The sequence below is a fragment of the Arthrobacter crystallopoietes BAB-32 genome, assembly GCF_000328305.2.
GTDB lineage: Bacteria > Actinomycetota > Actinomycetes > Actinomycetales > Micrococcaceae > Crystallibacter > Crystallibacter crystallopoietes_A.
This window is the reverse complement of record NZ_ANPE02000212.1, coordinates 1-12168: the sequence shown is the minus strand read 5'-3', so window position 1 is coordinate 12168 and position 12168 is coordinate 1. Positions and strand designations below refer to the sequence as shown.

The 12168-nt window shown below is 65.2% G+C and carries 10 protein-coding genes and 1 tRNA gene; 4 read left to right on the top strand and 7 right to left on the bottom strand.

The window, feature by feature from the left end; all coding sequences use genetic code 11:
* From D477_RS16695 to D477_RS16680, 4 genes are all read right to left on the bottom strand, one after another.
* A partial coding sequence (locus D477_RS16695) for a type I restriction-modification system subunit M N-terminal domain-containing protein (protein WP_005272296.1) occupies nucleotides 1-183 on the bottom strand: 183 nt, incomplete at its 3' end.
* Between the two features lie 36 nt (nucleotides 184-219).
* Nucleotides 220-2811, bottom strand: a complete 2592-nt coding sequence (locus D477_RS16690) for a type I restriction endonuclease subunit R (protein WP_005272294.1) — start codon at nucleotides 2809-2811, stop codon at nucleotides 220-222.
* A gap of 196 nt (nucleotides 2812-3007) precedes the next feature.
* Nucleotides 3008-3081 (bottom strand) — tRNA-Thr (locus D477_RS16685).
* A 102-nt stretch (nucleotides 3082-3183) separates the two neighbouring features.
* Nucleotides 3184-4041: a DsbA family protein gene (locus D477_RS16680; protein ID WP_005272291.1), complete on the bottom strand. Its 858-nt coding sequence runs from the start codon at nucleotides 4039-4041 to the stop codon at nucleotides 3184-3186.
* 188 nt (nucleotides 4042-4229) lie between these two features.
* Here D477_RS16680 and otsA point away from each other — a divergent pair, with 188 nt between their 5' ends.
* The 4 genes from otsA (at nucleotide 4230) to D477_RS16660 (ending at nucleotide 9085) form a co-directional block, all read left to right on the top strand.
* Nucleotides 4230-5702, top strand: a complete 1473-nt coding sequence (gene otsA / locus D477_RS16675; RefSeq protein ID WP_005272289.1) for an alpha,alpha-trehalose-phosphate synthase (UDP-forming) — start codon at nucleotides 4230-4232, stop codon at nucleotides 5700-5702.
* The gene (gene otsB, locus D477_RS16670) at nucleotides 5699-6496 is read left to right on the top strand and encodes a trehalose-phosphatase (RefSeq protein ID WP_005272287.1); all 798 of its coding nucleotides are present in this window, start codon (nucleotides 5699-5701) and stop codon (nucleotides 6494-6496) included. Before otsA ends, otsB begins: the two co-directional genes overlap by 4 nt.
* A gap of 79 nt (nucleotides 6497-6575) precedes the next feature.
* On the top strand, nucleotides 6576-7721 hold the full coding sequence (locus D477_RS16665; protein WP_005272274.1) for an ABC transporter ATP-binding protein: 1146 nt from the start codon (nucleotides 6576-6578) through the stop codon (nucleotides 7719-7721).
* 23 nt (nucleotides 7722-7744) lie between these two features.
* Nucleotides 7745-9085, top strand: coding sequence for a DUF4032 domain-containing protein (locus D477_RS16660; protein WP_005272272.1), 1341 nt, complete (start codon nucleotides 7745-7747; stop codon nucleotides 9083-9085).
* A gap of 6 nt (nucleotides 9086-9091) precedes the next feature.
* On the opposite strand, the gene D477_RS16655 is transcribed toward D477_RS16660, so the two are convergent.
* The 3 genes from D477_RS16655 to D477_RS16645 form a co-directional block, all read right to left on the bottom strand.
* Nucleotides 9092-9700 (bottom strand): class I SAM-dependent methyltransferase, encoded by a 609-nt coding sequence (locus D477_RS16655; protein WP_005272269.1) that lies wholly within the window; start codon nucleotides 9698-9700, stop codon nucleotides 9092-9094.
* A 102-nt stretch (nucleotides 9701-9802) separates the two neighbouring features.
* Complete coding sequence (locus D477_RS16650; RefSeq protein WP_005272266.1) at nucleotides 9803-11191, bottom strand: FAD-binding oxidoreductase; 1389 nt, start codon at nucleotides 11189-11191, stop codon at nucleotides 9803-9805.
* A 169-nt stretch (nucleotides 11192-11360) separates the two neighbouring features.
* Entirely contained in the window at nucleotides 11361-11846 is a 486-nt protein-coding gene (locus D477_RS16645) for an SRPBCC domain-containing protein (protein ID WP_043847407.1), read from the bottom strand.
* Between the last annotated feature and the right edge of the window lie 322 nt (nucleotides 11847-12168).

Genomic DNA, 12168 nt, shown 5'->3' with positions numbered 1-12168 from the left:
GAATGGCTTCCCATCGATTAGGGCTTCTTCCTCGCGTTCGTTCTCGAGCTCCTCGAACACACGAAGGAACAGGAGCCACGAGAAATGCTCCAAGTACTTGGTCGTGCCCTTGGTGTTGTCGTCGCTTCGCATCTTGTCCGAGGCGGTCTTGATCAGCCTCTCAAGCGACTGTTGGTGCTTCAAATTACGGTCCAATCGTTCTGACGTAGGTGATTAATTTTACGGCTCTACCGAATGGTTGCCGCTTGGGCCGGACTCATCGGAAATGTAGAGGGCTGCCTGGAGAGCGTTAAGCAGTTCCCGAAGCTGCAGTGCACCGCCAAACGCTCGGCTAACACCACGGACACCCCCGTATTGATCGGCGAAGGGCGTCAGCTTGAATACTGCGGCACTTGAAATCTCGTTCACTCCGGCCACTCGATACTTGTCAAGCAGGTGGTCGACGATCTCCTGCTGAAGTTCCGTCATTGTGGAAAGCCCATCAAATTGGAACTGCTCTATCCGGCGTGACCGCTGCTCACGGGTGAGCATGGTTTGGCCGAAGGCGGCGTGACTTAGCAAGTCGAGCCCATCCACGTCGGGTCGATCCAAAAGCATCTCCAGAATCGTCAGTTCGACGTGTTGTTTGGAGAGAGACTCCAGCAAGCTTTGCCGGTCATCCGGATCGCTCCAGAGCTTGGCCAGCTGATCGGCTGAGGAGGTTACCTGCAACACCTCTTGCTTGACATACGCGAAGTACTCATCAGAAGTCATCGGTGTAGTTCCCGGCCCGACGGTCAGTTCCACTTCGTCAGCGATACGCACAGTGATCCCCGAGATGCGGATGAGGCCAGCACGATCGTCAACAACGGGGAGTCGAAGACTAAGGTCATTGACGTCCTCCACGCCGAGATCCACTCGTTCCCGCTTCGTTTGGTAGCCTTTATGGCCAGCAGTTACCGTCACTACGACCTGCGGAAGCCCACTAACAGCGAATAGACCGTCGCTGTCTGTGACCGTCTGCGCCAGCTCCAATCCCTCAACGCTGAGCGAAACAGCGGCTCCCGTGACCGGCAACCCCGTCGCTGCGTCAACCACGATGCCAGCTACTTCTGCGTCCCCCTCGATGGGACCGTCATATCCCGTTGGGGATACCGGACGGTCCCACTGATCGAACAGCCTCGTGGCACCCGTGTAGTCGACGATTCGGAAAAAGAGCTTGCCCGTTTCTTCATCGATCCGACTTCCACGGCCGATGATCTGCTTGAACAATGTCGGTGAGCCGACCGGCTTCATGAACACGATGTTCTTGCAGGAAGGGACGTTTACTCCTGTGGACAGCAAGTCCACAGTCGTTGCAATTACCGGTTCGGAGGAGTCAGAAAGCTGAAACTCTTCCAGCAAATCCTGCGCGTCACGCTCTTCGGACACAATCCTCACCGCATATTGCAGCTTGCCGGCTTCCGGTCCCAACAGTGTCTGCATCTTGGAGCGAACCATCTCCGCATGCTCCATCGAGACGCAGAAGATCATCGTTTTGTCGTTTACGCCCCAGGTTCGCATCTTTGATGCAAGATGTTCGCAAAGGGTCTGTGTCCTGTCGGGCAACATGATTTCGCGCTCGAACTGTGCCATCTCGTACACGTCTCGTACGGTGGCCTCCTCCGGAACGAAAAGGTCGGCACCGCGGGCCACCTCTTCACTGACACGAAGGCCGTTGGCGTCCACGTCTGAGCGCACCCGGAGCACTTGGTAGGTCGCCAAGAATCCGTCGTCGATGCCTTGTCCGAGCGAATACTCATACAGAGGCTGAGGCTCCCCCTTCGCGTCTCGATTCTCGGCGGCGAAGAACTCATATGTATCGATTGAGTCCGCCCGCTTTGGCGTCGCCGTCAAGCCGAGGTGAAAGGCTCCGTTGAAGTGTTGAAGAACTCCGCCCCAATCTCCGTAGCCGGAACGATGGCATTCGTCCACAATGACTAGGTCGAAATAGTCCCTCGGGTAGCGTTCGAAGGTTCGCACCCCTTCTGTCGCGGTGTAGAGCGTCTGATAGGTGGCGAAGTGAATATCGCGGCTCAGCGGGATTGACCCTGAGGCGACGATGCCTCGCGCTTCTCCATGCGCTGCGAAATCGTTGTAGGCCTGATTCAGTAAGCTCAACCGGTCGACAAGGAAAAGGATTTTCTCCGCGTAGCCCGATTTCCTAAGCTTCCATGCGAGAGTATGACCAATCCGCGTCTTACCTGTTCCAGTAGCTAGCGACAGCAGACCTCGCTTGTGTCCAGACAACATCGCGCTCAGCGCTGCGGTCACGGCTCCCTCCTGGTAATAACGGAGACTGCCGCCACCTGCCACAGCGGGAACCGGCTGGATCAGAGGATTACCCGTCTTCACTCCCTGCCGATTCGTAACTACCGGCCCCCGCATCTCCGCCTTCTCCTCCTGCCTTGCAATTAGGGCATCGGGCGTAGGAAAAGTCTCCAGATCTTGAATTATTGCGGTAGCGAGGTCAGCTTCAACAAGGCCGTGCCCGTTCGAAGAGTAAGCGAAACGGACACCAAGGTCCTTCGCGTACGCCATAGCCTGCTGCAGTCCCGCTCCGGCGCTATGACTTTCGTCCTTGGCCTCCACCACCGCCAACGCCAACCCGTGAGCATCCCGGCGCAGCAGGTAGTCGACGTACTGCGGCTTCTCCCTTACAGGTTCGTCTCCGAGCAGGCGGATCCTTCCCTTCTTGTACAGATATTCCTTTTCAACAAGTTCGGCCTTCCATCCGGCCTCTTCCAACATCGGGTCAATCAACTCAGTCCGAGTCTCGTCTTCGCTACGCATGTAGCACCACCTCCTGCAATGACAATTTCACGCTGGCGTGAAAATGTCAACACACCGCCGTGAAAATCGCGTCACGCCGTCGTGCAAGGTGTTGAGCTTGCGCGCGTGAGAGGGGTTAGCGAGGGGTTGATGTGTTTGGGCAAAAAGAAAACCGCTCAAACCGGGGTTACTTCCCAGTGTTTGAGCGGTTCTTGCGAGCCCCCTGCCGGATTCGAACCGGCGACCCCCTGTTTACAAGACAGGTGCTCTGGCCAACTGAGCTAAGGAGGCGTGCTGGCATGTGGCCAGCGGTGCTGGGAGAAACCAGCTAGATAAGGTTAGCCCAGATGGGCGCCCGGCGTGAAACCGCGGCGCCCATCCGGGCCGCCTTGATCAGGCGCGGGCGTCCAGGATCGGCTGGGCGAACTCGACGAAGTCGCCGGTGTTGTCCCAGGCCTTGCCATCGACGTAGACGGCGGGGGTTCCGCCGACTCCGTCTGCACGGGCCAGCGTGTCGGTGTACTTGGCGTACGGGCGGTAGGTGCCGTCCGAGATGCAGCTTTCCGCTCCTTCGGCGCCGGCTTCGGCGGCAAGGTCGGCGAGCGCGTCGCTGTCCATGCCGGTGGGAACCTGGCGTTCGAACAGCAGGTCCACGAAGGGCAGGAAGCTCTGCGGCGCCGTGTCGGCCACGCAGGCCATGGCGTTGGCGCCGCGCGAGGAGAAGTTGCCGGTTGCGGGCTGGTCCAGGAAGGCCACGGCGCGGTATTCAACGGTGGCGACGCCGTTGTCGAGCCATTCCTTGAGCTGGTCTCCGTAAGTCGCCTCGAAGGTGGCGCAGTGGCTGCAGGCGGCATCTACATAGACGACGACCTGGGCCGGCTCGCCTTCCGGTGCCGCTGCAACGCCGGATGGAACGGCCGGCGGGGCCGCTTCCGTGTCCACGCTGTTGACGTCCACCGTGGTCGCCTCCGTGGTCGCCAGCTCGGTGCTGGAGGTCAGCGTGATGCCGCCGTACTCGTTGCCGTGCGCAGGCGCCGGCCCGGCGTCGGGGAAGTCGCCGCGCTGGTTGCTGGCGACGATGACGGCGATGATCGCCACAATCGCCACGACCGCGGCCACAACACCCCAGCGCACCAGCAGCGAATTGCGCTTTTGCTTCCGCTGCTCCGCCTCGCGCATCTGCCGGGCTTTGTCCCGCGCCTGCGCGGTGCGCTCGGCCTTGGTCGGCCTCGGTGTGTTCTGGCTTGCCATAAGTCCTCAAGTCTTTCGGTCTTCGGGCGCCGGCCGGCCACCCTGGGAGCAATTTGTTGAAACTACAACAGTCTTACCGTACCGCGTTGCTGGCCCGCGGTTCCATTGTTTATTAACGCAGGTCGGCCTCCCCGCGGTTCCCGTCTTATAGAGTCGATGGCAGGATTCACAATTGTCAGGAGACTCACATGGTTAGCAAGCCGGCAGCATTGGACGTGGAACCGGCAGGGTCTGACTACGGCCAGTACGACTTCATCGTAGTGTCCAACCGGCTCCCGGTGGACCGTGTCACCGACGACGGCGAGGACACCTCGTGGCGCCGCTCACCCGGCGGCCTGGTAACAGCCCTGGCTCCCGTGATGGCCAAGACCGACGGCGCGTGGATCGGCTGGCCGGGCTCGGCCGATGAAGTCCTCGATCCGTTCGACCACGATGATATGCGCCTGGTCCCCATTCCCCTGAGCCAGGACGACGTCGAACTCTACTATGAGGGGTTTTCCAACGCTACGCTGTGGCCGCTTTACCATGACGTCATCGCCCCGCCCGAGTTCCACCGCGCCTGGTGGGAGTGCTACAAGCAGGTGAACCAGCGGTTTGCCGACGCGACGGCCAAGGTCGCCGCCACCGGCGCCGTCGTCTGGGTACAGGATTACCAGCTGCAGCTGGTGCCCAAGCTGCTGCGCGAGCAGCGGCCGGACCTGAAGATCGGCTTCTTCAACCACATTCCGTTCCCGCCGCTGGAGATCTTTGCCCAGCTGCCGTGGCGCCGCCAGGTGATCGAAGGGCTGCTTGGCGCGGACCTGGTCGGGTTCCAGCGGCCCAGCGACTCGAGCAACTTCCTGCGCTGCGTCCGCAGGTTCAGTGGCCACGCGATCAAGTCCCAGCATGTGAACATCAAGACGGAGACCGGAACCCGCATCTGCCGCGCCGGGGCCTTTCCGATCTCCATCGACGTGGACCAGATCAACGAGCTGGCCAACCGCCCGGACGTCATCGAAAGGGCCCGGCAGATCCGCGAGGAGCTGGGCAATCCCAAGACGGTCCTCCTCGGCGTGGACCGGCTGGACTACACGAAAGGCATCGGGCACCGGATCAAGGCCTACGGCGAGCTGCTCGAGGACGAGCGGGTCACCGTGGAGGACGCTGCGCTGATCCAGGTCGCCAGTCCCAGCCGCGAACGCGTGGAGTCCTACCGCCTGCTCCGCGAGGAAATCGAAGCCTCGGTCGGCCGGATCAACGGCACCTTCGATACGCTGAGCAACACCGCCATCCGGTACCTGCACCACAGCTACCCCAAGGAAGAGATGGTGGCCCTCTACCTGGCCGCCGACGTCATGCTGGTCACCGCGCTGCGCGACGGCATGAACCTGGTGGCCAAGGAGTACGTCGCCTCCCGCACCGGCGTCAATGGCGCCTTGGTGCTCAGTGAATTCGCCGGCGCAGCAGACCACCTGAAGCAGGCCATCCTGGTCAACCCGCACGATATCGACGGCCTCAAGGACGCCATCATGCGCGCCATCCATATCTCCCCCGGCGAGGCCACCCGGCGCATGCGCACGATGCGCCGGCAGATCCTGCAGAACGACGTCGAACAGTGGTCGCAGAGCTTCCTCCGCGCCCTCCAGGTCGACCCTGCCGAAGAACTTGGAGAGCAGCCGTGAGCGGCGGCCTCGCCCCGGAACTGGAAGCGGCACTGCAGGCAGTCAGCCGCACGCAGCAGCTGCTGGTTGCCTTGGACTTCGACGGCACGCTCGCCCCGATCGTGGAGCGGGCCGAGCATGCCCGCGCGCTGCCGGCATCAGCTGCGGCGGTGCGTGAACTCGCCGCGCTGCCCCGCACCTATACGGCCTTCATTTCCGGCCGCGCCCTGGACAGCCTCCGTGTCGTCGCCGCCCCCGGCGACGAAACCCTGCTGATCGGCTCCCACGGCGCCGAGGTCTTCACCGGCCCGGACAGTCCCGCCCTGACGCTCACCGAAGACCAGGCGCTGGCACTGCGGCAGGCGACCACCGTCGTCGAAAACGTAGTTGCCACGCATGCCGGCACGCGGCTGGAAGCCAAACCCGCCGGCGTCGTACTCCACACCCGCACCGCCGAGGACGATATTGCCCTGGCCGCCACGGAAACGGCACGAAAGCAGCTGTCCGCCATCGCGGGCGTGCACCTGAAGGACGGCAAGCGGGTCCTCGAATCGTCCGTGATCAGCTCCGACAAAGGCCAGGGGATCGAGCTGCTGCGGGGAGTCACCGGGGCCACCGCCGTGGTGTTCGCCGGCGACGACGTCACCGATGAGGACGCCATCAAAGCCCTCGGGCCGCAGGATCTGGGCATCCGGATCGGACAGGGCGTCTCCGAGGCTGCGCACCGGGTGGATTCGCCGGAAGACTTTACCCGCGTCCTCGAAACGCTGGCCGCGCTGCGCCGTACCGCCGTCGGACCTGCCATGCAATACTGAGGCGTGAGCCAGCTCACCAACTGAATACCCGCTTCACTACGGATCGTCGGGCACGTACCTGCCCGTGAAGGGAAACAACATGGCAACGGTAACGTTCGATCGTGCCACCCGGCTGTACCCGGGCACGGACAAGCCGGCGGTGGACGCCCTGGACCTGGAAATTGCCGACGGCGAATTCCTGGTTTTGGTGGGTCCGTCCGGTTGCGGCAAATCCACCTCGCTGCGCATGCTCGCCGGCCTCGAGGACGTCAACTCCGGCCGGATCCTGATCGGCGACCGCGACGTCACCGACGTGCCGCCGAAGGACCGCGACATCGCCATGGTGTTCCAGAACTACGCGCTCTATCCGCACATGTCCGTGGCGGACAACATGGGCTTTGCGCTCAAGATCGCCGGCGTGGACAAGGAGGAGCGCCGCCGCCGCGTGCAGGAGGCCGCGAAGCTGCTGGACCTCGAGCAGTACCTGGACCGCAAGCCCAAGGCCCTCTCCGGCGGCCAGCGCCAGCGCGTGGCCATGGGCCGGGCCATCGTCCGTTCCCCGCAGGTCTTCCTGATGGACGAACCGCTCTCCAACCTCGACGCGAAGCTGCGCGTGCAGACCCGCACCCAAATCGCCTCGCTCACCCGCCGGCTCGGAGTCACCACCGTCTACGTCACCCATGACCAGGTCGAGGCCATGACCATGGGCGACCGCGTGGCCGTGCTCAAGGACGGCATCCTGCAGCAGGTGGACACCCCGCGCCGGCTCTACGACGCCCCCGCGAATGTCTTCGTCGCCGGGTTCATCGGCTCCCCCGCGATGAACCTGCTCGAACTTCCCGTGACCGACGGCGGCGTCCAGTTCGGCGGCACCGTCTACCCGGTGCCGCGCAACGTCCTCGGCGAAGCCCACGGCTCTACCGTCACCCTCGGCGTCCGGCCTGAGGACCTCGAGCGCGCCGAGGACGGCCAGGGGCTCGAACTGGCCGTCGACGTCGTTGAGGAACTCGGCGCGGACGCCTACGTCTACGGGCACACCACGCTGGACGGGAAGCGGCACGATATCACCGGCCGCACCGACGGCCGCCGCCCGCCGGCCGCCGGCAGCACCGTCTATGTCCGGCCCAAGCAGGGCCACGTGCACCTGTTCGACTCGCAGACCGGGCTGCGCCTCGGCGGCCATGATCCGGCCACGCCGCAGGCCTCCCTCGCGGACCTGGAACGGCCCGTGGAGGCCGAGGCCTGACTCCTGCGCAAGCTGCCACGCCCATGGACGCCGACTGGCACAACGAGCCCACTGACTACCGCCAGCTGGGCAAGCTGCCGCGCAGCCAGGGGCCGATGGAAGCCGCCCGGCTGGGCCCGCTGAGCATCACGTCCGCTTCCGTGGACGAGGACCTGCTGGAGCTGCCCTGGCACATCGCGCTGGAAGAGTGGCCGGTGCAGAACCTGGCGGCCCTGCCGCGCGGCATCTCCCGGCACGTCGTCCGGTTCGCGCACATGGGCGGCTCGGTGGTCGCGGTGAAGGAAACCACCGAGCACGTGGCCCGGCACGAGTACCACATGCTGCGGAAGCTGCAGCGGCTCAACGCCCCCTGCGTGGAACCGGTGGCCGTCATCGCTGGACGCCGCAACGCCGCCGGCGAAGAGCTCAAACCGGCCCTGGTCACCCGGCACCTGCGGTTCTCCATGCCGTACCGTGCGGTGTTCTCGCAGACCCTGCGCCGGGCAACGCTCACCCGGCTCATCGACGCCCAGGCCCTGCTGCTGGTGCGGCTGCACCTGCTCGGCTTCTACTGGGGCGATGTCTCGCTGTCCAACACGCTCTTCCGCCGGGACGCCGGGGCCTTCGCCGCCTACCTGGTGGACGCGGAAACCGGCGAGCTGTACCCGGAGCTGTCCACCGGCCAGCGCGAGTACGACCTGGAGATCGGACGCGTCAACATCGCCGGCGAACTGATGGACCTGATGGCTGGCGGCGTGGTCGAAGAGACGGTGGATCCGGTGGCGACGAGCGAGCGCATTTTCAACAGCTACCGCAACTTATGGGCCGAGCTGACGGAGATGGAGTCCTTCGAGTTCGGCCAGCGCTGGCGGGTCAACGCGCGCATCCGCCGGCTCAACGAACTCGGCTTCGATGTGGAGGAATACTCGATCAAGACGGCCCCCGGGGAGTCCCTGGTCCAGCTGCAGCCCAAGGTCGTGGACGCAGGCCACCACCAGCGGCGCCTGCTCCGGCTGACCGGGATCGACGTCCAGGAGAACCAGGCCCGGCGGCTGCTGAACGACCTTGACGCCTACCGGGCCGACACCGGTCCGCAGCAGGATGAGCAAATCAGCGCCCACAACTGGGTCAAGCACCTCTTCGAGCCGATCGTCAAAGCCATTCCGCGGGAGCTGTCCGGCAAGCTCGAACCCGCCGAAGTGGTCCACCAGGTACTGGAGCACCGGTGGTACATCTCCGAAGCGCAGCACCGCAACGTCCCGCTAGCCGAAGCCGTCCAGGCCTATATCGACGACGTGCTGCGGCACCGGCGGGATGAAGCCGCGATCGTCCTTGATCCAGGCTCCGGCGGCCCCGGACTCGCCGATTACGACGACGCCGGGTAGCCGCCCTTAGGCAGCCCGGCTGAAGACAGCCACCAGGAAGTCCGATGCCGGCGTGAACGGCCGCAGGTCCCACGTCGCGAAGGTGTGGTCCAACGCCAGCCCTGCGCCCGCGGCGTCCTTCAGGAACACCTCGAACTCGTAGCCGCGGCCGGCGCCGAAGCCTGTCACCAGCCGCCCCTGCGGCGCCAGATGCCGTGCCAGCCGCACCAGCACGTCCGGCGCAGTTCCGGGCGCCACGAAGGTCAGCACATTGCCGGCGCTGACAATGAGGTCGAACGGCTCCGCGATCCCCTGCCCCGGCAAATCAAGCTCCGCCAGGTCGCCCACCAGCCACTGCACGTCCGGATGATCCTTGCGCGCCGCCTCGATCAGTTCCGGATCGACATCAATGCCGATGACCTCATGGCCGCGCGCCGCAAGCTCGCCCCCGAGCCGGCCCGGCCCGCATCCGGCATCCAGGATCCGGCTGCCACGGGCCGCCATCGCATCAATCAGCCGCGCCTCGCCGTGAAGGTCCATGCCTTCGGAGCGCATCGCCTCGAACCGCTGGATGTACCACGCCGAGTGGCCCGGGTTCCGGCGCTTTTGGGCTTCCCACAGAGTCTCTTTCCGCACCACACCAGCCTACGCGCTAACGACGACGACGGCAGCCGCCCCACTGTCCCCGGTCACCTACGGAGTCCGCCGCACCGGCCCTCCCCGAGAGGACCCTGTGCCTCATGAAGCCTGCGGCTCCACCCGCTCCGGCAACGCCTTGCCCGGATTCAGCAGCCCCTGGGGATCGAATAGCTCCTTGACTCCACGCTGCAGCTCCAGCACTTCCTCACGCTGCTCCAGCGGCAGCCAGCGCAGCTTGTACTGCCCCACCCCGTGCTCGCCGGTGATGGTTCCGCCCAGCGCCAGGCCGACCTCGATCGACTCGTCCAAGGCAGCGTCCAGGACCGGCACCTTGTCGGTCTCGCCGGCCGGCACCCAGAACGTCGGATGCAGATTCCCGTCCCCGGCATGCGCAACAACCTTCAGCCCCACCCCGCGCTCGGCGGCGATCCGCTCCAGCTCGGCGATGTAGTGGACCAGCCGCGACCGTGGCACGGCAACGTCTTCGCCCACGCGGAATACATCGTCCACCTCGGCGCCGCGGCTGTGCCTGCGCAGTTCCACCAGCCGCACGGCTTCCTCGCTGACCTCGGTCGTCACCGTCGCACCGAGCTGCCGCAGCACCGTCCGGATGATGCCCGCCTCGATCTCCGCCCCGAACCCATCCGTCTGGATCAGCAGCAGCGCCCCGCCGCGCTGCCGCAGGTCCGATCCCTGCTCCTCGTCAAGCTGGACCAGGGTATTGGCGTCCAGCAACTCCATGATGGCGGGCTGCACCCGGGCCTTGCCGACCGCCAGCACTCCGGCCGCCGCCGTCGTGACCTCCGGGAAGAACGCCGCAATCGTGTGCACATCCGTCGGCAGGTAGCGCAACCGCAGCGTCGCGCCGACTACCACACCCAACGTCCCCTCCGATCCGACGAACAACCCGGTCAGGTCGTAGCCGGCCACCCCCTTGAAGGTCCGCCGCCCGGTGCGGATCAGCGATCCGTCGGCGAGGACAACATCGAGCCCCAGCACCGACTCCCGCGTGACGCCGTACTTCGCGCAACGCAGCCCGCCGGCATTCGTGGCGATGTTGCCGCCGATCGTCGAGAGCTTGTAGCTGGCCGGATCCGGCGCATACATCAGCCCGTACTCCGCGGCCGCCGCATTCAGATCGGCATTGATCACGCCCGCCTCGACCCGGGCGACCTCGTCCTCGGGATGAATCTCCAGGATGCGGTTCATCCGCTCCAGGCTCAGCACCAGGCAGTCAGGGGTGGCGTGGGCTCCGCCGGAAACACCGGTGCCGGCACCGCGGCAGACCACCGGAACGCCGTGCCGGCTGGCCAAGCGCATCACCGCCTGCACGTCTTCGATGCTCTCGGCCCACACGACGGCCGCCGGCAGCCAGTGTTCGAGCACCGGCCCCTGGTCCACGGCATACGCTGCCAGGACATCCTCACTCGTGCTGAAACGCTCCGCAGGCAGCGCCGCCTGCAGCGCCTCGGTGATCGATGCGGTCATGGAACCAGTGGCCTCCTCAGCCAGACAATTACAATAACGACGACGGACCCGCGCCGCTGGCCGGAACGGGCGCCAAAGGCCTCAGCCGCTCCCTTCCCGCCCGCTGGACCGCAGAACCGACGGTGCCGTCCCGCTCCTGCCTCCTCCACCGGACAACCAGCTGGCCGCCCTAGCGGATGCCGCCCATGAACCTCGAGTACTTGCTCAGGACAGCCGGCCAACCGTGAACGTACCTGGTCCGCGCCGCTTCGCCGTCCGGAACATTATGCCATCCCGAATGAGTGAGCCGGACCACTGTGCGCTCCGCACCCTCGGGCAGGAATTCGACCTCCACCTCGCTCGCAGCGGTCGGCCCCGAGCCGGGATGCCAGGACAGCCGCACCAGCCTCGCAGGCTGCCACTCGAGGATCTCGGCCCAAATACTGATCTCATCCTGTTCGGACGTCTCGGTAAGCACCCGGTCCTCAAACTCCACATGAGCCGCTCCGCCCAGTACACCGTAGTCAGCCACCGGCCACCACAGATGGATAAGGTCGGTGAACCCCTCGAACGCCTGCTCCGGAGCGTGTGGAACCGTCACTTCACAGCTGACCGGTGCCAACCGTCCGGCAGGTTCCGGGGGCTGCGCGGCATGCGAAAACAGAGATGAATTCATGAGCTAACCCTAGCGGTGTGTGGGTGGGGGTGTCCGTCGGCCGGGCAGCTGGCGCCGCGTCCCGGGCTGCAGGCCCCCTGCCAGGGGGCCTGGCCGCAGGGCACGCCCGCAGGGCACGCCCGACCTTGGGGGCTGTTAACGTGCGAAGGGCCCCGGGGACGCACGAGGGGGTGCGTTCCCGGGGCCCTGGGCCCGGAGCTTGTTCGGGCGGGTTAAAGGGGTCAAGGGCCCCGCCGTCGTTGGCGGTGCCCCTTGACCTGTGATGTTGTGTCCGGCGGTGACCTACTCTCCCACACCCTCCCGGGTGCAGTACCATCGGCGC